Origin of the sequence: Streptomyces ortus, assembly GCF_026341275.1 — a bacterium.
Classification (GTDB): domain Bacteria; phylum Actinomycetota; class Actinomycetes; order Streptomycetales; family Streptomycetaceae; genus Streptomyces; species Streptomyces ortus.
The window spans coordinates 2,296,526-2,317,210 of the sequence record NZ_JAIFZO010000002.1 but is presented as its reverse complement, the minus strand read 5'-3'; the positions used below and the strand labels follow the sequence as shown (position 1 = coordinate 2,317,210).

The 20,685-nt window shown below is 70.5% G+C and carries 17 protein-coding genes; 10 read left to right on the top strand and 7 right to left on the bottom strand.

Annotation, left to right across the window (positions count from 1 at the left end):
- Positions 1-30: 30 nt before the first annotated feature.
- Together glp and galU are read right to left on the bottom strand one after the other, a co-directional pair.
- Positions 31-1,353 (bottom strand): molybdotransferase-like divisome protein Glp, encoded by a 1,323-nt coding sequence (glp, locus tag K3769_RS13560; RefSeq protein ID WP_267026685.1) that lies wholly within the window; start codon positions 1,351-1,353, stop codon positions 31-33.
- A gap of 4 nt (positions 1,354-1,357) precedes the next feature.
- Positions 1,358-2,260, bottom strand: coding sequence for a UTP--glucose-1-phosphate uridylyltransferase GalU (gene galU / locus K3769_RS13555; RefSeq protein ID WP_267026684.1), 903 nt, complete (start codon positions 2,258-2,260; stop codon positions 1,358-1,360).
- Positions 2,261-2,354: 94 nt separating this feature from the next.
- Here galU and K3769_RS13550 point away from each other — a divergent pair, with 94 nt between their 5' ends.
- Positions 2,355-3,002 carry a 5-formyltetrahydrofolate cyclo-ligase gene (locus K3769_RS13550; RefSeq protein ID WP_267026683.1) on the top strand — a complete coding sequence of 216 codons (648 nt, stop codon included), beginning with the start codon at positions 2,355-2,357 and terminating at the stop codon, positions 3,000-3,002.
- A gap of 58 nt (positions 3,003-3,060) precedes the next feature.
- On the opposite strand, the gene K3769_RS13545 is transcribed toward K3769_RS13550, so the two are convergent.
- Entirely contained in the window at positions 3,061-5,889 is a 2,829-nt protein-coding gene (locus K3769_RS13545; RefSeq protein WP_267026682.1) for a penicillin acylase family protein, read from the bottom strand.
- Between the two features lie 231 nt (positions 5,890-6,120).
- Between K3769_RS13545 and K3769_RS13540 the strand changes: the two genes are divergently transcribed.
- The 6 genes from K3769_RS13540 (at position 6,121) to K3769_RS13515 (ending at position 12,453) form a co-directional block, all read left to right on the top strand.
- The gene (locus tag K3769_RS13540; RefSeq protein ID WP_267031359.1) at positions 6,121-7,647 is read left to right on the top strand and encodes a potassium/proton antiporter; all 1,527 of its coding nucleotides are present in this window, start codon (positions 6,121-6,123) and stop codon (positions 7,645-7,647) included.
- 501 nt (positions 7,648-8,148) lie between these two features.
- On the top strand, positions 8,149-9,408 hold the full coding sequence (locus tag K3769_RS13535; protein WP_267031358.1) for an MFS transporter: 1,260 nt from the start codon (positions 8,149-8,151) through the stop codon (positions 9,406-9,408).
- Between the two features lie 69 nt (positions 9,409-9,477).
- Entirely contained in the window at positions 9,478-9,825 is a 348-nt protein-coding gene (locus tag K3769_RS13530; RefSeq protein ID WP_107015535.1) for an FmdB family zinc ribbon protein, read from the top strand.
- 244 nt (positions 9,826-10,069) lie between these two features.
- A complete protein-coding gene (locus K3769_RS13525) occupies positions 10,070-10,912 on the top strand; it encodes an S-methyl-5'-thioadenosine phosphorylase (protein WP_267026681.1) in 843 nt (280 codons plus the stop codon).
- A gap of 392 nt (positions 10,913-11,304) precedes the next feature.
- Positions 11,305-11,835: a hypothetical protein gene (locus tag K3769_RS13520; protein WP_267026680.1), complete on the top strand. Its 531-nt coding sequence runs from the start codon at positions 11,305-11,307 to the stop codon at positions 11,833-11,835.
- Between the two features lie 189 nt (positions 11,836-12,024).
- The gene (locus tag K3769_RS13515; protein ID WP_267031357.1) at positions 12,025-12,453 is read left to right on the top strand and encodes a large conductance mechanosensitive channel protein MscL; all 429 of its coding nucleotides are present in this window, start codon (positions 12,025-12,027) and stop codon (positions 12,451-12,453) included.
- Positions 12,454-12,517: 64 nt separating this feature from the next.
- Here K3769_RS13515 and K3769_RS13510 read toward each other — a convergent pair whose 3' ends face one another.
- Positions 12,518-12,706: a hypothetical protein gene (locus K3769_RS13510; RefSeq protein WP_267026679.1), complete on the bottom strand. Its 189-nt coding sequence runs from the start codon at positions 12,704-12,706 to the stop codon at positions 12,518-12,520.
- Between the two features lie 54 nt (positions 12,707-12,760).
- Here K3769_RS13510 and K3769_RS13505 point away from each other — a divergent pair, with 54 nt between their 5' ends.
- The 3 genes from K3769_RS13505 to K3769_RS13490 all read left to right on the top strand — a co-directional run bounded on the left by K3769_RS13505 (position 12,761) and on the right by K3769_RS13490 (position 16,495).
- Positions 12,761-13,789: a P1 family peptidase gene (locus K3769_RS13505; RefSeq protein WP_267026678.1), complete on the top strand. Its 1,029-nt coding sequence runs from the start codon at positions 12,761-12,763 to the stop codon at positions 13,787-13,789.
- Between the two features lie 596 nt (positions 13,790-14,385).
- Complete coding sequence (locus K3769_RS13495) at positions 14,386-15,591, top strand: L,D-transpeptidase (RefSeq protein WP_267026677.1); 1,206 nt, start codon at positions 14,386-14,388, stop codon at positions 15,589-15,591.
- Positions 15,592-15,748: 157 nt separating this feature from the next.
- Positions 15,749-16,495 (top strand): DUF6227 family protein, encoded by a 747-nt coding sequence (locus K3769_RS13490; protein ID WP_267026676.1) that lies wholly within the window; start codon positions 15,749-15,751, stop codon positions 16,493-16,495.
- Positions 16,496-16,616: 121 nt separating this feature from the next.
- Here the strand turns inward: K3769_RS13490 and K3769_RS13485 are convergent, their stop codons facing one another.
- From K3769_RS13485 to K3769_RS13475, 3 genes are all read right to left on the bottom strand, one after another.
- Positions 16,617-18,731, bottom strand: coding sequence for a PTS fructose transporter subunit IIABC (locus tag K3769_RS13485; protein ID WP_267026675.1), 2,115 nt, complete (start codon positions 18,729-18,731; stop codon positions 16,617-16,619).
- A 190-nt stretch (positions 18,732-18,921) separates the two neighbouring features.
- Positions 18,922-19,869, bottom strand: a complete 948-nt coding sequence (gene pfkB, locus K3769_RS13480) for a 1-phosphofructokinase (protein WP_267026674.1) — start codon at positions 19,867-19,869, stop codon at positions 18,922-18,924.
- A complete protein-coding gene (locus K3769_RS13475) occupies positions 19,866-20,627 on the bottom strand; it encodes a DeoR/GlpR family DNA-binding transcription regulator (protein ID WP_267026673.1) in 762 nt (253 codons plus the stop codon). The genes pfkB and K3769_RS13475 overlap by 4 nt, the downstream gene beginning before the upstream one ends.
- Positions 20,628-20,685: the final 58 nt, after the last annotated feature.

The following is a 20,685-nucleotide window of genomic DNA, read 5'->3' as shown; positions in this document are numbered from 1 at the left end:
GCGCGACACGGTACCCCCAACCCGGAGCTGTCAGCCCAGGAGGACCACGTCGACCTCCGTGCCGGGCTCCACGGACTCGACGGTCTCCGGGACGACGATCAGCGCGTCGGCGTGCGCGAGGGCGGCGATCAGATGGGATCCGGCGCCCCCGACGGGCGTCACTTCCCCGTCCGCGTACCGGCCGCGCAGGAATTGACGGCGGCCGGCGGGCGAGGTGAGCGACTTCTCCGTACGCAGCGTCGCCCTGACGGTGGGCCGGTGGACGTCGTCCAGGCCCGCCAGGGTGCGGATCGCGGGGCGCACGAACAGCTCGAAGGACACGTACGACGAGACGGGGTTGCCCGGGAGGGCGAGGAGCGGGGTGTGGTCGGGGCCGATGGTGCCGAAGCCCTGGGGTTTGCCGGGCTGCATGGCGAGCTTGCGGAACTCGATGCCGCCGCCCGCCTCGTCCTCGTCGCCGACCGAGGAGAGCGCCTCCTTGACGACGTCGTACGCGCCGACGCTGACGCCGCCCGTGGTGACCACGAGGTCCGCGCGGATGAGCTGGTCCTCGATGGTGGCGCGGAGCGTCTCGGCGTCGTCGGCGACGGCGCCCACGCGGTAGGCGATCGCTCCGGCGTCCCGGGCGGCGGCGCACAGCGCGTAGCTGTTGGAGTCGTAGATCTGGCCGCTCTCCAACTCACCGTCGGGCTGGACCAGTTCGCTGCCGGTGGACAGCACCACCACGCGCGGGCGGGGGCGGACGCGGACGGTCCCGCGGCCGATCGCGGCGAGCAGGCCGATCTGCGGCGGGCCGAGGACGGTGCCGGCGGACAGGGCGCGGTCTCCGGCGTTCACGTCGCTGCCCTTCGCGCGTACGTGCGCGCGTGGTCCCGCCGGGCGGTGGACGTGCACCTGTCCCGAGGCGCCCTCGGGGGACGTGCTGCGGGCGCGCATCTGGGAGACGGGGCCCTCACCGAGGCCGCCGTCGGTCCACTCCACGGGGACGACCGCCTCGGCGCCGGGCGGCAGCGGAGCCCCCGTCATGATGCGGGCGGTCTGGCCGGGTCCCACGTGCTGCAGCTCGGACTGGCCCGCCGCCACGTCGCCGACGACGGTGAGCACCGCCGGGTACTCCTCGCTGGCGCCCGCGACATCGGCGACCCTGACCGCGTACCCGTCCATCGAGCTGTTGTCGAAGGGCGGCAGGGACACCGGGACCATGACGTCCTCGACCAGGACGCAGCCCTGGGCGTCGAGGAGTTGCAGCTGGATGGGGTCCAGGGGCCGCACGGTCGAGAGGATGTCCTCCAAGTGCTCGGTCACCGACCAGAGGTGGTCCTGGCCGGTGGCACGGGTCACGGCGTTGCTCAAAGTGCTACATCTCCTCGGTGACGTAACGGCGAAGCCAGGTCCGGAAGTCCGGGCCCAGGTCTTCACGTTCGCACGCGAGTCGGACAATGGCACGCAGGTAGTCGCCGCGGTCACCGGTGTCATAGCGGCGGCCCTTGAAGACGACGCCGTGCACGGGGCCGCCGATCTTCTCGTCGTCCGCGAGCTGCTGGAGGGCGTCGGTGAGCTGGATCTCACCGCCGCGGCCGGGCTCGGTCGTGCGGAGTATGTCGAAGATGTGCGGGTCGAGGACGTAGCGGCCGATGACCGCGTAGTTGCTGGGGGCGTCCGCCGGGTCGGGCTTCTCGACGAGGCCGGTCACCTTGACGACGTCGCCGTCCTCCGTGACCTCGACGGCCGCGCAGCCGTAGAGGTGGATCTGCTCGGGCTCGACCTCCATGAGCGCGATGACGCTGCCGCCGTACTGCTCGTGGACGTCGACCATGCGCTTGAGCAGCGGGTCGCGCGGGTCGATCAGGTCGTCGCCGAGGAGCACGGCGAAGGGCTCGCTGCCGACGTGCGGCGCGGCGCACAGCACGGCGTGACCGAGGCCCCTGGGGTCGCCCTGGCGGACGTAGTGCATGGTGGCGAGGTCGCTTGACTCCTGCACCTTGGCGAGCCGGCCGGCGTCGCCCTTCTTCTGAAGGGCCGATTCCAGCTCGTAGTTGCGGTCGAAGTGGTCCTCCAGCGGGCGCTTGTTGCGGCCCGTGATCATGAGGACGTCATCGAGGCCGGCGGACGCGGCTTCCTCGACCACGTACTGGATCGCCGGCTTGTCCACGACCGGCAGCATCTCCTTGGGAGTGGCCTTGGTGGCCGGCAGGAACCGGGTGCCGAGACCTGCTGCGGGGATGACAGCCTTGCTGATCCTTGGGTGCGACTGAGTCATGCCCGACACCATATCCGGTGCCTTTGTAGTGAATCTGTGGCTCCGGTTAATTCGCTCTCATATGAGCGCATTATGAAGGGTACGGAACAAGCCTATGAATCACCTGGGACCCGAAGAGGACTCTGCCAAGCGTGTGTTGCGTCGGGAGATTCTCACGGTGAGGGGCAGGTTGACGGCCGATGACGTGCGGGAGACGGAGGCCGTTCTCGCGGCCCGCGCGCTGGAACTGCCCGAATTGGCGCGTGCGCGCACGGTGGCGGCGTACGTCTCCGTGGGGAGCGAACCGGGCACCCGCGCGCTCCTCGACGCACTCCACGCGCGCGGAGTGCGTGTCCTGCTCCCCGTGCTCCTCGCGGACAACGATCTCGACTGGGGCGCCTACGACGGCCCCCGCTCGCTGGTGCCCGTCCGGCACGGGGGCCGGATGACCCTCCTGGAGCCCGCGGGCACCCGCCTGGGTCCGGGGGCCGTCCTCGGCGCCGACGCCGTGCTGCTGCCGGGTCTGGCCGTGGATGGGCGCGGGATGCGGCTCGGCAGGGGCGGCGGCTCGTACGACCGGGTGCTCGCGCGACTGGAGCGGGCGGGCGCGGATCCGGCCCTGGTGGTGCTGCTGCACGACTCCGAAGTCGTGGGCCACGTACCCGAGGAGCCGCACGACCGGCCGGTGCACGCGGCGGTGACCCCGTCGGGGGTGCACCGGTTCCGCGGCCTCCTGTGGGCACCGATTGGCGAAAAGGCATGAAACAGCCCTCCACGCGTGCGTGGAGGGCTGTTTCAGTGATGCCTGGCAGCGGTGCCGGTCAGGGTTTCAGCACCAGCGTGTCCGACGTGGCCTTGTCGACGGCCCGGTCCGAGGAGGCCCACGGGAGCAGTTCGCCCTTGACCCACTTGCTCGTCTGGTCGATGTAGTGGGCGCTGTACGCGTGGCCGGAGGCCCCGGTCAGGTTGATCCACTTGGACTTGTCGAAGTTGTCGAGGTTCACGACCATGCGCATCGACGGCACCCAGACCACGGAGTAACCGCCCGCCGCGTTCCAGCCGGTGGCGTTCACCGCCGCCTCGCCGCCGCCCATGTTGTACGGGCCACGGTTGAGCATGTACTGCAGGAAGCCGGGGCCGCTGGTGCCCAGGGTCTGGTTCTTGAGGTACAGCCGGTGCAGGCGGCCCCAGCTCCAGGTGTCCAGGTCCTTGCCGAGCTTGGCGGTCAGCTCCCAGCGGGCGTCCGCGAGGGCCCGTCCGAAGAGCTCGTCACGGGTGTCGACGGCCTTGTCGTTACGCGTCTTGGGCGCCGACCACCAGTCGTTGTCCTCGTCGTCGAGGATCTTGCGCACCACCTCGAACCAGCGGTCGCCGCCGTCCGGCTGGGCGCTGTCCGCGTCGCGCTGACCGCACTCGCGCACCTTGTCGTCCTCGTCGTCGACCGGTCCGGTGGAGTCGGTCGGTTCGACGTACAGGCACTGGCCCTTGACCCGCAGCTCCTTGGGGAGCTTGTTGCCGAAGGCGAGCTTGAGGATGTTGCGCCAGGTCGCGTTGAAGTACGCGGCGGCGGCGGAGTCGGCGTCCTGGGTGTAGTTCCAGCCCTCCAGGAGCTTCTGTGCCTCGCGGACGTCCTTGTCCGCCACGTCGATCTTGAGCAGCTTGGGCACCAGCAGCTTGGCGATCTCGCTGCTGTTGTCGAGCTGCATCTGACGCATGTCGTCCGTGGAGACCTTGCCGCCGTTCTTGATCTTCGACGCGATGAGGTCGGAGATCCGCTGGCTGCGAGTGCCGTAACCCCAGTCCGTGGTGAGCGTGTAGGGGTACTTGTCCGTGTCGACCACGGCCTGGTTGGCGGTCACGATGTAACCGCGCTTCGGGTTGTACTCGTTGGGCAGTTCGTCCTGGTCGATGTAGCCGGTCCAGCGGTACTTGGAGTCCCAGCCCGGTGACGGGAGCGAGCCGTCGCCCTCGCCGCGGATCGGGATCCGGCCGGGCAGCTGGTAGCCGATGTTGTTCTCGCGGTCCGCGTAGACGAGGTTCTGCGAGGGGACGTCGAAGAGGGTGGCCGCCTTGCGGAACGACGTCCAGTCGGTGGCCTTGTTGATCGCGAAGACGGCGTCCATCGAGGTGCCCGGGTCCAGCGCGGTCCACCGCAGGGCGATGCCGTAGCCGTCGCCGCGGTCGGGGGCGGCGCTGTCGACACCGGCCTTCTTGCCGACCTTCACGAGCTCGTCGTCACGGTCGGACAGCAGCGGTCCGTTGTTGGTCTCCCGGACGGTGATGCTCTTGCTCGCGCCGCCCGCGACGTCGATCTTCTCCTTGCGGGTGGTGAAGGGCACCACCTTGTCGTCGTACTCGTAGCCCTCCCCGGTGAGCTTCTCCAGGTAGAGGTCGGTGACGTCGGCCCCGGAGTTCGTCATGCCCCAGGCGATCTCCTGGTTGTGTCCGATGATCACACCGGGCATGCCCGCGAAGGTGTACCCGGAGACGTCGTACTGGCACTTCTCGGAGACGCTCTTGCAGTGCAGGCCCATCTGGTACCAGACCGACGGCAGCGAGGGCGACAGGTGCGGGTCGTTGGCCAGCAGCGGCTTGCCGCTGATGGTGTGGTCGCCGCCGACGACCCAGGAGTTGGAGCCGATGCCGTTGCCGTTCACGCCGACGGCCTCGGGGACGTCGTCCAGCACCCCGTAGAGGCCCGACAGCTGGCTCTCCAGCCCCGCGGGCGCCTCGGTGCCGTTCGTGAGCCCGGAGCCCGCGGTGGACTGCGTACCGCTGGTACCGGTGCCCGTTCCGGTGCCGTTGCCGGTCCCGGTGCCCGTACCCGTGCCGGTCCCCGTTCCAGTGCCCGTGCCGGTGCTGTCCTGCGAGTACTGGCCGGTGACGGTGTCGTACTGGCCCTCCCGCACGATCGGCTTGTTCCGGTCGTACGGGTACTGCGGGTACAGGTCGGCGATCTGCTTCGGGCCGAGCCTGCTGGTCATCAGGGAGCGGTCGATCTCGTCCTGCATGTTGCCGCGCAGGTCCCAGGCCATCGCCTTGAGCCAGGCCACGGAGTCGACCGGGGTCCACTCCCTCGGCTTGTAGTCGTTGGTGAAGCCGAGAGCCGCGTACTCCAGGGAGATGTCGGCGCCGTCCTTGCCCTTCAGGTAGGCGTTGACCCCCTTGGCGTACGCCTGGAGATACTTCTTGGTCTCCGGCGACAGCTTGCTCTTGTACTCCTTCTCCGCCACCCGTTCCCAGCCGAGCGTGCGCAGGAACTCGTCGTTGTCGACCTGGCCCGCGCCGAACATCTCGGAGAGCTTGCCGGCTGTCATGTGGCGGCGGACGTCCATCTCGTAGAACCGGTCCTGCGCCTGGACGTAGCCCTGCGCCATGAACAGGTCCTCGTCGGTCGAGGCGTAGACCTGCGGGATGCCGTAGCCGTCCCGCTTCACGTCCACGGGCCCCGATAGACCGTCGAGGGTGATGGAACCCTTGGTCTGCGGGAAGGAGCCGCGGACGGTGCTGATGCTCCAGAACGCCCCGTAGGCGATACCGCCGACAATGGCCAGAACCAGGATGATCAGGATCAGACGGGCTCTGCGCCCCTTCTTCCTGCCGGACTTGCCGGGCTTCTGACCGGAAGATGCGGTGGTGTTGGGGGGCATCGCTGTCCTTGCTGTCCTCACGCGAGCGGCAGACGGGCTTGTCCATTTGACTGAACGCTGGAGCAACCATAGGCGCAGGGCCAACCCCGGCTTGACGCGGTGTCGGGAACCCGGGCGGACGAAAGTTCGATCTTGCCCTGGCAAGCGTCAAGAAAGCGTCAAGAGTTAGGTAAGGTAACGAAGTAGTTGCGCTGACGGAACCGATCAGACCGAGCCACTCGGAACAGCAGGATCGGAACGACGAGAAGGGAACAGCCGCTGACTGTCCACCACCTCAACCAGCTCTTGCTCGTCTGCTCGCTCGTTCTGCTCGTCGCGGTGGCAGCGGTTCGGATCTCCTCGCGCAGCGGACTCCCCAGCCTGCTCGTCTACCTGGGCATCGGCGTCGCCATGGGCCAGGACGGGATCGGCGACGTCCACTTCGACAGCGCCGAACTGACCCAGGTCATCGGATACGCGGCCCTGGTCGTGATCCTCGCCGAGGGCGGTCTGGGCACCAAGTGGAAGGAGATCGGGCCGGGGCTCCCGGCCGCCTCCTCACTGGCGCTCGTCGGTGTCTCGGTGAGCGTCGGCGTCACGGCGACGGCGGCCCACTACCTGATCGGGCTGGAGTGGCGGCAGGCGCTCATCATCGGCGCGGTGGTGTCCTCCACAGACGCGGCGGCAGTCTTCTCGGTCCTGCGGAAGGTGCCCCTCCCCTCGCGCGTGACGGGCATCCTGGAGGCCGAGTCGGGGTTCAACGACGCCCCGGTCGTCATCCTCGTCGTGGCCTTCTCCACGGCGGGTCCGGTGGACCACTGGTACCACCTGATCGGCGAGATAGCGCTGGAGCTGGTCATCGGAGCGGCCATCGGGCTCGCGGTGGGCTTCCTGGGGGCGTACGGACTGCGGCATGTGGCACTGCCCGCCTCCGGCCTCTATCCGATCGCGGTCATGGCGATCGCGGTCACCGCGTACGCGGCCGGGGCGCTGGCGCACGGCAGCGGCTTCCTCGCCGTGTATCTGGCGGCGATGGTGCTCGGCAACGCGAAGCTGCCGCACTGGCCCGCCACCCGCGGCTTCGCCGACGGGCTCGGCTGGATCGCGCAGATCGGCATGTTCGTGCTGCTCGGCCTGCTCGTCACGCCGCACGAGATGGGCGACGACATCTGGCCGGCGCTCGTCATCGGCCTGGTACTGACCATGGTGGCGCGGCCCCTGAGCGTCGTGGTGGCCCTGCTGCCGTTCCGTATGCGCTGGCAGGAACAGGCCCTGATGTCCTGGGCCGGGCTGCGCGGTGCCGTGCCCATCATCCTGGCGACGATCCCGATGGTGAGCGGCATCGAGGGAAGCCTTCGCATCTTCAACATCGTGTTCGTCCTGGTCGTCGTCTACACCCTCGTACAGGGGCCGACGCTCCCCTGGCTGGCCCGCAGACTGGGGCTGTCCAAGTCCGACTCGGAGACCGCCGACCTGGGGATCGAGTCGGCGCCCCTGGAGCGGCTGCGCGGGCATCTGCTGTCCGTGGCCATCCCGGACGGGTCGAAGATGCACGGCGTCGAGATCAATGAGCTGCGGCTGCCGGCGGGGGCCGCGGTCACGCTGGTCGTCCGCGGCGGAGAATCGTTCGTGCCGCTTCCCACGACCGTGCTGCGGCGCGACGACGAACTGCTCGTCGTGGCGACGGACCCCGTCCGCGACGCCGCCGAACGGCGCCTGCGGGCGGTCGGGCAGGGCGGAAAGCTGGCGGACTGGCTGGGGACGGGCGGGGATCGCTGAGCGCGGGGCGAGGTGGTTGACGGGGGCTGTGGGCTTGGCGGGGGCCGGGGCGGTGCGTTGTGAAAGCCAGGCTTTGGGTTTGGACGTGCTGGTTTTCACAGGTCCGGGCCTGGTAGAGCCTGTATCATCAAGGCACACTTGATCGAACCAACTCTGCCTGACGCAGTGCTGGCGCGACCGTATGGCGGCCGCGGCGCCCCTCTCAGTGGGCGGCCCGGTATCTACCGCAGTTCCGCGCAAGAGGACAGCTCTCGGCGCCCCGCGCCCCGCCACAGGGGCCGCGCTACCAGGCGGCAGAAAGGCACGGCCGTGGCATCCACGGTCACCCGGGAGACCGGCGGAACGCCCGAGTCCGACGGGACCCCGGTCTCCGACGGCGGTCTCGTCTTCGACGGCGGTCTCGTCTCCGACGGCAGTCTCGTCTTCGACGGCAGTTCCGTCTCCGCGGGCAGTTCCGTCTCCGTCGGCAGTTCCGTCTCCGCTCGTCCTGGATACGGGCAGCTGCTGCGCACGCGCGGTGCCTGGGCGTTTCTGCTTCCCGGCTTCGCCGCGCGTCAGCCGTTCGCGATGCTGACCATCTCCATCGTGCTGCTCGTGCAGCACACCACCGGCTCGTACGGGGCCGCCGGCGCCGTCGCCGCCGTGACCGGTGTCGCGATGGCCCTGTTCGCGCCGTTCACGGGCCGTCTCGCCGATCGGCACGGGCAGCGGGCCGTGCTGCTCCCCGGTGTCGCCGTCCACGCGCTGGCGGGCCTCTCCCTGACCGCGCTGGCCCTCGCGGACGCTCCGCTGTGGGCCCTGTTCGCCGCCGCCGTGCCGACGGGCGCCTCCGTGCCGCAGGTCGGGCCCATGGTGCGAGCCCGCTGGGGCACCAAGCTCCAGGGCTCGCCCCTCATGACGACCGCGGCGGCCTTCGAGTCCGTCACGGACGAGCTGACCTTCGTGTTGGGGCCGCTCCTGGCGACCGCCCTGTGCACGGCCGTGGACCCGGCCGCGGGGCTGCTCACGGAGGCGGCTCTGACGTTGGTGGGCGGCTTGCTGTTCGCCGCCCAGCGGGGATCCCAGCCGCCGGTGGGTGTCGGTACCGGGGCCCTGTGCGGCTCGGGGGCCGGTGACGCCGGGCACGCGCGCGTGAAGGCCGTTTCCGCACTGGCCGTCCCCGGTGTGCGGGTGCTGGTCGTGGCCTTCCTCGGCATCGGCGCGGTCTTCGGCGGCATGCAGGTCTCACTGGCCGCGTTCAGCGAGTCGATCGGCGAGCCCGGCCTGAACGGCGTCCTGTACGGGACCTTCGCCGCGGGCAACATGCTCTCCGGCATCGTCTGCGGTGCCATCGCCTGGAAGGTCGCCCCGCGCCGCCGCCTCCTCATCGGGTACGCGGCCCTGGCGCTGACCGCCTCCGGGCTGTGGGCGGCACAGTCCGTGGTCGTCCTCGCCGGCGTCGGCCTCGTGGTCGGCATGTGCATCGCACCCGCCCTGATCACCGGCTACACGCTGGTCGAGGGGCTGGTGCCGGTGGGCGCCCGTACGGAGGCCTTCACCTGGCTGACCGGCGCGGTCGCCCTCGGCCAGGCGACCGCCGTCATGATCGCCGGACAGCTGGAGGACCGGCTGTGGGACGGGGCCGGTTTCCTGGTCCCGATGGGCGGCACGCTGCTCGCTCTGGCGACCCTGGTGGGCCTGCGTTCGCGGCTCGCTCCGCCGGCCGTGAGCCGGACCGTCGCACGTGGCGTGGGTCACCGCACGCCGGTGGCAGTGGACTGATCCCGAGGAATAGGTCAGTATGGACCGTCGTTAGCACTCACTGAGTGAGAGTGCCAGGAGGAAGACACAGTGCCGACCTACCAGTACCAGTGCACCGAGTGCGGCGAAGGCCTTGAGGCGGTGCAGAAGTTCACCGATGACGCCCTGACCGTGTGCCCCAACTGCAGTGGCCGCCTGAAGAAGGTGTACTCCGCAGTAGGCATCGTCTTCAAGGGTTCCGGTTTCTACCGCAACGACAGCCGCGGGTCGTCGTCGAGCAGCAGCCCTGCCTCGGCCTCGAAGTCCTCGGGCTCGTCGTCCGACTCGAAGCCGTCCGGTTCGTCGGACTCCAAGTCTTCGTCGTCCTCGTCGGATTCGAAGTCGTCGTCCTCGAAGTCGTCGTCCACGAGTTCGTCCTCCGGCAGCAACGCCGCCTGACGCTTTACTCGCGCCTTTCTTCTTACGGGACCCTGTCGTTCGCGCGCTGCGCGTGCGGCAGGGTCTTCGGCGTTTCCCGGGTCCCGTCAGGGCACGTTTTCGAGGGACGGTCACGGCACGTTTCCGATGCAGGGTTGGGGCACGTTTGCGAGGCACGGCTGGGGCACGTTTTCGAGGCACGGTCACGGCACGTTTTCCGGGCACGGTTGAGGCACGTTTTCGAGGCACGGCTAGGGTGCCGTTCATGGCGAACACGGAGAACGTCGAGATCGGCGTCATCGGCGGGTCGGGCTTCTACTCGTTCCTCGACGACGTGACCGAGATACAGGTGGACACCCCCTACGGGCCGCCCAGCGACTCCCTTTTCATCGGCGAGATCGCCGGGCGGCGGGTCGCCTTCCTCCCTCGCCACGGTCGCGGGCATCATCTGCCACCGCATCGCATCAACTACCGGGCCAATCTGTGGGCACTGCGGTCCGTCGGCGCGCGGCAGGTGCTGGGGCCGTGTGCCGTGGGCGGGCTGCGGCCCGAGTACGGGCCCGGGACGCTGCTCGTGCCGGACCAGTTCGTCGACCGCACGCAGTCCCGGGCGCAGTCGTACTTCGACGGCGTGCCGTTGGTCGGTGGCGGCACCCCGAACGTGGTGCACGTGTCGCTGGCCGATCCGTACTGCCCCGTCGGGCGCGAGGTCGCGCTCGCGGCGGCGCGGGGGCGGGAGTGGGAGGCGGTGGACGGCGGGACGCTCGTCGTGATCGAGGGGCCGCGGTTCTCGACCCGTGCGGAGTCTCTCTGGTATCAGGCGCAGGGATGGTCCGTGGTGGGGATGACCGGGCATCCGGAGGCGGCGCTCGCCCGTGAACTGGAGCTCTGCTACACGTCGATGACGTTGGTCACCGATCTTGATGCGGGGGCCGCGGCGGGTGAGGGTGTCTCGCACGACGAGGTGCTGAAGGTGTTCGCCGCGAATGTGGGGCGGTTGCGGGGGGTTCTGTTCGACGCGGTCGCCGGGTTGCCTGCGGGGGGTTCGCGGGACTGCCTTTGCGCTTCGGCGCTGGGTGGGATGGATCCGGGGGTTGCGTTGCCGTAGGGGTGCGCGGAGGGCCGAGGGGCCGGGGTGTCGGAGGGTGGGAGCGGGCCGTGCCGGTACGTCGAGTCCGCCGCCCCCGTGCATACGGCTCTTCGTTGGAAGGTCGGGCTCTTTTGCGGGAGCCCTACGCGGCGGACTTTCGACGTACCGGCACGGCCCGCTCCCCGTTGCGTCGCCGGGTGTCGGTCGGGCGTCGGCTTACCGGCATGGCCCGCTCCCGGTTTCGTCGCCGGGTGTCGTCGGGCGTTGTGGCGTTGGGGGTGGGGCGGAGTCTCTCCTTCGGGTGGTGGGGTTTTCCACAAGTGGAGGGCTGTCCACGGGCTTCGGCGGGGATTCTCGGGAGGCTGCAGTCTGGGGGCGAAGGCGATCTCCGATTGCAGGTGGTGGTACTCGTGTCGCAGTTGTCCTCCTTCCCGCGGCCCTCGGGCACGGACGTTCCCGGTACGTGCCAGGTGCCGCACTTCGCTCCTGTACGGGTGCGGGGTGGGCGGTATCGGTTGCGTCGGCTGGTTCGGTGCCGGAGACGGGCTCTGGCGGCGGGGCTGGCCGTGACCGCGGCGGCTCTTGTCGCGGCCGGGCCCCGGGAGGTGGCGGCGCGCGGGGCCGGACCGCCCCGGCCGGTGGTCGACTCCGTGCGGGAGCGGCGGCCCGTCGAGATGGTGACGGCGCCTGTGCGGATCGCCGACGGCGCTACCGTGCGGCTGCTCAGGCCCGGTGACCTGGTGGACGTGGTCGCTGCCGGGCAGTCGGGTGCGGGTGACGCCCGGGTGGTGGCCCGGGGGGTGCGGGTGACGAAAGTACCGGAGTCGTTGGACAGCGTGTCCGAGGGCGGGGCGTTGGTCGTTCTGTCCGTGCCCAGGAGGACTGCCGCACGGCTGGCCGGGGCAGGCGTGACCTCGCGGCTGGCGGTGACCTTGTGCTGAGCATGCTCAGGCGGAGTGTGGTTTGGGTGTCAAGTCGCTCGTTGGAGTTATGGAATTGGACAGGGCCGCCGCCCCCTGACGTAGGTTGCGGAGCTGTTCGTTCCACGATCTGTGCAACCGAGAAGGGCCCCCCTGGTGAGCGAGAACAAGAAGGACCCGAGCATCTGGGACGGCTTCAAGGCCTTTCTGATGCGCGGGAACGTCGTCGACCTGGCTGTCGCGGTCGTCATCGGCGCCGCCTTCACCAACATCGTCAACTCCGTGGTGAAGGGAGTGATCAATCCGCTGGTCGGCGCCTTCGGGACCAAGGACCTCGACAAGTACAGCTCGTGTCTGAAGCACCCCTGCAACTTCGACGAGGCGACGGGGACCGCGACCAGCGGCATCCCCATCATGTGGGGCACCGTTCTCAGCGCGACGCTGACCTTCCTGATCACCGCCGCTGTCGTGTACTTCCTGATGGTGCTGCCGATGTCGAAGTACCTCGCGCGGCAGGCGGCCCGCCAGAAGGCGAAGGAGAACACGCAGGAGGTGATCGAGGTCACCGAGTTGGCGGTCCTGAAGGAGATCCGCGACGCCCTGGTGGCCCAGCGCGGCTCCGGGCAGGGCGAGAGGTAGGAGCGGCGGGCGAGGGGCCGGGCAGGCGGGGTTCGGCTCTGCGGCGGCCGGGCCGCGGGTGTGGTCAGATGTGGTGGGGCGGCTTCTCGTCCAGGAAGCGGGCCAGGTCCGCGGCGGCGCTGTCGCCGGTCGGCCTCTCGCCCCACCCGCGGTCCGTGTCGTCCGCCGACGGCCGGCTCAGCGGGTCGTCGAAGATCAGCGCGGCGACCTTCGGGTCACGGGGTTCGGGGGTGGGCGCTCCGGCTTCGCTCATACCTTCAGGGTACGCGCAGGCGGTGGGGTGCTGGGCGGGGTCGACACTGGGCGCATGACTGTTGACGCTCTGACCGATGTGACCGGGCTGCGTGTGGGGCATGCCACGCGGGTCGGCGATGGCTGGCTCACCGGGACGACGGTCGTCCTGGCTCCGGAGGGTGGCGCGGTCGCCGCCGTGGACGTGCGCGGCGGCGGGCCCGGTACGAAGGAGACGGACGCGCTCGACCCGCGCAATGTGGTGCGCAAGGTCGAGGCGATCGTGCTGACCGGCGGCAGCGCGTTCGGGCTGGACTCGGCGACGGGTGTGATGGCCTGGCTGGAGGAGCGGGGGCGCGGGGTGCGGGTCGGACCCGATCCGCACCATGTCGTGCCGGTCGTGCCGGCGGCCTGCGTCTTCGACCTGGGCCGGGGTGGCGACTTCCGGGCCCGGCCGGACGCGGCGACGGGCCGCGAGGCGGTGGAGGCCGCGGCGGCGAGCGAGCAGGGCGCGCCCGTGCGGGAGGGGTGCGTGGGCGCCGGGACCGGGGCGGCCGTCGGAATGATGAAGGGCGGGGTCGGCACGGCGAGTGCCGTCCTCGAATCGGGGATCACGGTGGCGGCGCTCGTCGTGGCCAACGCGGCGGGCTCGGTGCTGGAGCCGGAGACAGGGGCGCTGTACGGGGAGTTGGTGCAGGGGAGGCTGGGCTGTCCGGCCGCGGAGGTCCACCGGGCGGCGCGGACGCGGCTGGCCGAGGCCGCGGCGAAGAACTCGGTTCCGCCGCTCAACACCACCCTGGCGGTGGTCGCCACCGACGCCGACCTGTCGAAGGCACAGGCCCAGAAGATGGCGGGCACGGCACACGACGGCATCGCGCGAGCCGTCCGTCCGGTGCATCTACTGAACGACGGGGACACGGTGTTCGCCCTGGCCACGGGCGCGCACCCGCTCGCCGACGAGAACCCCCTCGCCCTGAACGACCTCCTCGCCGCAGGCGCGGACCTCGTGACCCGAGCGATCGTGCGTGCGGTCCGGGCCGCCGAATCGGCGGAGGGCCCGGGCGGAGTGTGGCTGTCGCACGGGGACTTGTACGGGAGGGGGTAGGGGGAGGGCGTTCCTACGACTTTGGTCACGGGGCGCTCGGGGGTTGGTGGCTGATAGAGGGCGCCGTCGCCGTCGCGGAGCACCGCGACGACGGCCTGCTCGGCGAGCGCGGTGAAGACCTCGTCGACGAGCCGGACAGCCGTCCTGGGCGGATCAGGTGACCAGCCGTCGGCGTCCGAGCTTGCGGATCTGCGCCGGCGAGCCGTACCGGCTGAGCATTTTCAGCACGGCTGGGTGCTGGATGCGTGGTCTCAGGGCCCAGGGCCCAGGGCCCTGGGCCCTGGACACGTTCGAGGTGTGGGTGAACCTGTGTGAACAGGTCTCGCAGCCGGGTCCAGCGCTGGGTCGCTTCCGCGGCCAGCTCGTCGTCGTGGGGAGGGAGGGGCCCCGGGTCCCCCAGGAGGGCGGAGCGCCGGGCGGTGGGGGGTCGGGGGTGGGCAAGTGTGGTGGTGGCTGGTGGGATTGTCCCGACTTTGTCACGTGATGGTGTTTGGGGTGGGGGGTGGGAACCCGGGCCGCCCGTGTTCGCCTCCTTGTTCGTGGTTCCTCCACGACGGACCGGAGCGGATCCCCATCACCAGAACCTGGAGCAGCCCGTGACCACGCCCGACGCGCACCCGAACGCCAGGCGCACGCTGGCGGCCTGTGCCGCCCTGATGGTCGGCGCCCTGACCCTCACCGCCTGCGGCGGCGACGCCAAGGCCGACAACAAGGCCGGCGGGTCCGACGAGGCGCGGATCGTGATCTCCGCCAAGGACGGCTCCGCCGGGGCCTCGATCAACTCGACCGGTGTGAAGGTCAGCGACGGGAAGCTGACCGAGGTGAAGATGACCGAGTCGGAGACCGGGGCCGAGGTACCGGGGTCGGTGGCCGGGGACGGGAAGAGCTGGAAGCCCGCGAAGCGGCTGGAGAGGGGTACCAAGTACCGGATAGCGGCCACCGCCGAGGGCGACGGCGGGAAGGCCGCGGCGGCGAACTCCACCTTCACCACGGTCTCCACGGCCAACAGCTTCATCGGGACGTACACGCCCGACGGCGGGGCGAAGGTCGGCGTCGGGATGCCGGTGTCCTTCACCTTCGACAAGGCGATCACCGACAAGAAGGAGGTCCAGTCGCACATCGAGGTCACGTCCAGCAGCGGGCAGAAGGTGGTCGGGCACTGGTTCGGGGCGCAGCGGCTGGACTTCCGGCCCAAGGAGTACTGGAAGGCCGGCTCCAAGGTGACGACCAAGGTCGACCTGGACGGCGTCGAGGGCGCGAAGGGCGTCTACGGGGTGCAGGACAAGACGGTCAGCTTCACGGTGGGGCGTTCGCAGGTGTCGACCGTCGACGTGGACTCGCAGACCATGAAGGTCGTGCGTGACGGACGGACCGTCAAGACGGTCCCGATCTCGGCGGGCAGCGCGGACAACAGCACGTACAACGGGCAGATGGTGATCGCCGAGAAGTTCCGGCAGACGCGGATGAACGGGTCGACGGTCGGCTACGGCGGCGAGTACGACATCGCGGACGTGCCGAACGCGATGCGGCTGACGACCTCGGGGACCTTCATCCACGGCAACTACTGGTACGACCGGGGCAACCCGCCCTTCGGCAGGCAGGGCACCAGCCACGGCTGCATCGGCCTCGCGGACGTGCAGGGCGCCGGGAGCGACACCAGCGCCAAGTGGTTCTTCGACAACTCGCTCGTCGGGGACGTCGTGACCGTCAAGAACTCCCCCGACAAGACGGTCGCGCCGGACAACGGGCTCAACGGCTGGAACATGGCATGGAGTGCATGGACCGCCGGAAGTGCCCTCTGACCTAAGGGTTTTGTGATTTTCGCGGGCCGCGCGGGAACTTCTCCCGCGGCCACGGCGTTTTCTGTGTGTACGTTTTCTCGGTTCGCGGACATGATGTCCGCCCGAGGGGCTACGGTATGCACCCACAAGGTGACATGCAGCAACGCCGGGAGAAGCCTTGAGCGTTCCGTACGAGACGGCAGCGTACGAACCACCCGAGTCGCCCGAGTCTCCGGAGGAGCATCTCGCGCGACTCCTCGGTCGCGCCCTGAACTCCTTCGAGCTGCCGGACGACACCATAGGGCGGCTCGACCGAGCGCTGGCGCACGACAGTTCACTCCACTCCGCGCACCACAGCGCGGGGCTGCACCGCGAGACGTATCGTCACACGTGGCTGCTGGCCGATGGGAGCGCGCTCACGCTCTGGGAGCTGGTCCACAACACCGCGCCGGGCCGCGACACCCAGCACGAGGTCTACGAGGACGAGGAAGAGCTGCGGACCGCGACCGCGCGCCTGCCGTTGCCGGTGGACACCCCCGACTTCGAACTGCCCCTCCAGGTACGGCTGTCGGCCATTCCGGAACCGCTGCACGTGTACGTTCCGGACGACTCGGCGGACCACGGCCGGCGGCTGCTGCGGCGCGCCGAGAACGCGGACCGGCCGGGCGAGGACATGGCCGAGTTACTGCGGGTGGCGTTCGCGCACCAGATCACCCAGGCCTTCGGACGGCCGTTCCGGGCGGGCCGGAAAAGGCTGTGCTTCTCGCTGTACGAGCACGCGTTCCTGCTGCGGGACGGCCGTGAGCTGTCCCTGTGGGAGGTCGAGCACACGGCGACGCCCGACGGACGGCACATGTGCGAGGTGTACGCGTCCGAGGAGGACGCCCGGGAGGCCATGGAGCGCCGGGCGGCCAACCCGCGCTGACAAAGCCGGCAGGTTCGCGGGCGCATGAGAACCTACCTGAGGACCTATACGGACACGGCCGTGGCCCGGGACGAACTCCCCGGCCACGGCCGTGCCGTGTGCTGGTCCCGCGGCTGGGTTGCTACGCCGCCACCGGCTCCTTCGGCTGCGGTGCCGCGGCCCCGGCGGACGCCTTCGTACCGCCGTCGGGGGTCTGCTTGCGCATGCCCTTCAGGACGATGACCAGGCCGGCCGTGACCGCCGTGCCGATCGCGATGGCCAGCAGGTAGAGGAACGGGCTGCCGATCAGGAAGGTGACCCAGATGCCGCCGTGCGGGGCGCGCAGGGTCGAGCCGAACGCCATGGTCAGGGCGCCGGTGACCGCGCCGCCCGCCATCGAGGCCGGAATGACCCGCAGCGGGTCGGCCGCCGCGAACGGGATGGCGCCCTCGGAGATGAAGGACGCGCCCAGAACCCAGGCGGCCTTGCCGTTCTCCTGCTCGGTCGGGGTGAAGAGCTTCTTGCGGAGGGTGGTCGCCAGCGCCATGCCGAGCGGCGGGACCATGCCCGCGGCCATCACGGCCGCCATGATCTTCATCGCGGAGTCGCTGGGGTCCTGCACGGCGATGCCGGCCGTGGCGAAGGCGTACGCGACCTTGTTGACCGGGCCGCCCAGGTCGAAGCACATCATCAGGCCGAGCAGGACGCCGAGCAGCACCGCGTTCGTGCCGGAGAGACCGCCGAGCCAGTCCGTCATCGCCTTCTGTGCCTCGGCGATGGGTTTGCCGATCACGATCAGCATCAGGAAGCCGACGACGATCGACGAGATCAGCGGGATCACGACCACCGGCATGATGCCGCGCAGCACCGGCGGGATCTTCACCCGCTGGATGCCCAGGACCACCGCGCCGGCCAGCAGACCGGCGACCAGGCCGCCGAGGAAACCGGCGTTGATGTTGACCGAGATCATGCCGCCGACGAAGCCCGGTACGAGGCCCGGCCGGTCGGCCATCCCGTAGGCGATGTAGCCGGCGAGGACGGGGATCAGGAAGCCGAAGGCGACGCCGCCGATCTGGAAGAGCAGCGCGCCCCAGCTGTCGACCTGGCCCCAGTGGAAGACCTCGGTGACCGGTTTGGCCTCGTTGATCTGGTAGCCGCCGATCGCGAACCCGAGCGCGATCAGCAGTCCGCCCGCGGCGACGAAGGGGACCATGTAACTCACGCCGGTCATGAGCCACTTGCGGAGTTTGGTGCCGTAGCCGTCGCCGGGGTCGCCCGCCCGGTCCACCGGGGTGCCGCCGGGCCGGGCGGCCGAGGTGGACTCGCCGCGTTCGGCCCTGCCGCGTACGTCGGCGATCAGCTCGGCGGGCTTGTTGATGCCCGCCTTCACGCCGACGTCCACGGTCGGCTTGCCCGCGAATCGTTCCTTCTCCCGTACGGGCACGTCGTGCGCGAAGATCACGCCGTCCGCCGCGGCGATGACGGCGGGGTCGAGCCGGGTGAAGCCGGCCGAGCCCTGCGTCTCTACGACGATCTCGACGCCCTCGGTCTCGCGGCCCGCCTTCTCCAGCGACTCGGCCGCCATGTAGGTGTGCGCGATACCGGTGGGGCAGGAGGTGACGGCGACGATCCGGAACGGCGGCCGAGCGCTGTCCTCGGCCGCGGGCCCGGCGCCGGCCGGGGTCTCGGCGACCGGCGCCTCCGCGGGCGGCGCCGGTTCGGCCGGGGCGTCGGCCGTGGGCTTTGCGGCTGCCGTGGGCTTTGCGGCTGCCGTGGGTTCGGCGGCGGGTTCGGGCCCGACGCCCGCCTCGGCGGGCTCGTCCCCGCGGATGAGCGCCGCCGCGGACGCCGCGTCGTCCACCGACCGCAGCGCGGACGTGAACTCGGCGTTCATCAACTGGCGGGCCAGCGACGACAGGATCGTGAGGTGGGCGTCGTCCGCGCCGGCCGGAGCGGCGATCAGGAAGATCAGGTCGGCGGGGCCGTCCGGCGCGCCGAAGTCGACCCCGGCCGCGCTGCGCCCGAAGGCCAGGGTCGGCTCGGTGACGTGCTCGCTGCGGCAGTGCGGGATGCCGATGCCGCCGTCGAGGCCGGTCGGCATCTGGGCTTCACGGGCGGCGACGTCGGCGAGGAATCCGTCCAGGTCGGTCACCCGCCCCAGAGACACCATGCGCTCGGCGAGGGCACGCGCCGCCGCTTCCTTCGTATCGGCGGACAGGTCGAGATCGACCAGGTCCGCGGTGATCATCTCGCTCATCGCGGGCTCCTTCGCTCGCGTATCGCCCGGGGAGAGTGTTGGGCGAGGGTGGGGATGGGGACGGGGACAGGCATGGGGACGGGGGTTGCTTCTGATGCCTCGGCTGCTGCTGGGGCTAGTGGGGTTACTAGGACTGCTGGGGCTGGTGGGGCTGGTGGAGGGTCGGTTGAGGGGTGGAGCGCGTGGGTGCTCATGACGCCGGTTCCGTCAGGACGCGGTCGGACGGGATCTCCGCGGTGACCGTCACCGCGTCCGGGTCGAGGTTCGCCGGGCCTGGCATCACGCTGCCCGGCAGTTGGACGGCCGCCGCTCCGTGCGCCACGGCGGAGGCGAGCGCGCCGGGTCCGCTGCCGCCGGCGATGAGGAATCCGGCGAGGGAGGAGTCGCCCGCGCCCACATTGCTGCGTACGACGTCGACGCGGGCGCTCGCGAACCACGTGCCGTCCTCGGCGACGAGCAACTGCCCGTCGGCGCCGAGGGAGGCCAGTACGGCCCGCGCGCCCAGTTCCCGCAGTTCTTCGGCGGCCTTGACCGCGTCGCCCACCGTGGTGAGCGGGCGGCCGACCGCCTCGGCGAGTTCCTCGACGTTCGGCTTGACGACGTCGGGCCGTTCGCGCAGGGCCGCGAGCAGCGCCGGTCCGGAGGTGTCCAGGGCGATGCGGGTGCCCGCCCGGTGGGCGCGGGCGACCAGTTCCGCGTACCAGGAGGGGGCGAGGCCGCGGGGCAGGCTGCCGCAGCAGGCGATCCAGTCGGCGTCGCGGGACTGCTCCCGTACGGTCTCCAGGAGTGACTCCTGTTCGGCGGCGGTGAGTTCGGGCCCGGGTGCGTTGATTTTGGTGAGGACGCCGTCCGCCTCGGCGAGCGCGATGTTCGAGCGGGTCGCCCCGGCGACGGGGACCGGTGCGACCTCGATGCCCTGGGCGTCGAGCAGGTCGGCGACGAGTGCGCCGGGGGCGCCGCCGAGCGGCAGGACCGCGACGGTGCGCCGGCCGGCCGCGGCGACCGCCCGCGAGACGTTGACGCCCTTGCCGCCCGGATCCATGCGTTCGCCGGTGGCCCGGATGACCTCGCCGCGGTCGAGCGAGGGGACCTCGTACGTCCGGTCGAGGGACGGGTTCGGGGTGACGGTGAGGATCATGCGCGCACTACTTCCGTGCCGCCGCGTTCGATGGCGGTGGTGTCTTCGGGGCTCAGCCCGCTGTCGGTGATCAGGAGGTCCACCTCGCCGAGGCCGCCGAAGCGCGCGAAGTGTTCCTGGCCGTGTTTCGCGGAGTCGGCGAGCAGGACCACGCGGCGGGCCGCGGCGAGGGCGGCGCGTTTCACGGCGGCTTCGGCGAGATCGGGGGTGGTCAGGCCGTGTTCGGCGGAGAAGCCGTTCGCGGCGAGGAAGACCACGTCGGCGCGGATCTCCGCGTACGCCCGCAGCGCCCAGGCGTCGACGGCCGCGCGCGTACGGTGCCGGACGCGACCGCCGATGAGGTGGAGCTGGACGCCGGGGTGGTCCGCGAGGCGGGCGGCGATGGGGAGGCTGTGCGTCACGACGGTGAGCGAGGCCTCAAGCGGGAGGGCGCCGGCGAGGCGGGCGACGGTGGTGCCCGCGTCGAGGATCATCGTGCCCTCTTCGGGCAGTTCGGCGAGGGCCGCCTTGGCGATGCGGTCCTTCTCGTCGGCGGCGGTGGTCTCGCGCTCGGCGAGGTCGGGCTCGAAGTCGAGCCGCCCGGCCGGCAGGGCGCCGCCGTGGACGCGGCGCAGGAGTCCCGCCCGGTCGAGGGCCTTGAGGTCCCGCCGGATGGTCTCGGCCGTGACCTGGAACTCCTCGGCCAGCGATACGACGTCCACGCGTCCACCGTCACGTGCGAGCCGGAGGATCTCCTGCTGCCGCTCAGGTGCGTACATGCCCGTTCGCCTCCACTCTCTGCCCGAACCTGTTGTTTCCCTGGCAGGCTACGCTCGC

What these genes read in the sequence shown, in the direction of transcription:
- K3769_RS13525 (WP_267026681.1), top strand. Translation starts at nt 10,070, where the DNA reads ATGGCGAACACGGAGAACGTCGAGATCGGCGTCATCGGCGGGTCGGGC.
- K3769_RS13510 (WP_267026679.1), bottom strand. Translation starts at nt 12,706, where the DNA reads ATGAGCGAAGCCGGAGCGCCCACCCCCGAACCCCGTGACCCGAAGGTC.
- K3769_RS13515 (WP_267031357.1), top strand. Translation starts at nt 12,025, where the DNA reads ATGCGCGGGAACGTCGTCGACCTGGCTGTCGCGGTCGTCATCGGCGCC.
- pfkB (WP_267026674.1), bottom strand. Translation starts at nt 19,869, where the DNA reads ATGATCCTCACCGTCACCCCGAACCCGTCCCTCGACCGGACGTACGAG.
- K3769_RS13545 (WP_267026682.1), bottom strand. Translation starts at nt 5,889, where the DNA reads ATGCCCCCCAACACCACCGCATCTTCCGGTCAGAAGCCCGGCAAGTCC.
- galU (WP_267026684.1), bottom strand. Translation starts at nt 2,260, where the DNA reads ATGACTCAGTCGCACCCAAGGATCAGCAAGGCTGTCATCCCCGCAGCA.
- K3769_RS13485 (WP_267026675.1), bottom strand. Translation starts at nt 18,731, where the DNA reads ATGAGCGAGATGATCACCGCGGACCTGGTCGATCTCGACCTGTCCGCC.
- K3769_RS13550 (WP_267026683.1), top strand. Translation starts at nt 2,355, where the DNA reads ATGAATCACCTGGGACCCGAAGAGGACTCTGCCAAGCGTGTGTTGCGT.
- K3769_RS13475 (WP_267026673.1), bottom strand. Translation starts at nt 20,627, where the DNA reads ATGTACGCACCTGAGCGGCAGCAGGAGATCCTCCGGCTCGCACGTGAC.
- K3769_RS13505 (WP_267026678.1), top strand. Translation starts at nt 12,761, where the DNA reads ATGACTGTTGACGCTCTGACCGATGTGACCGGGCTGCGTGTGGGGCAT.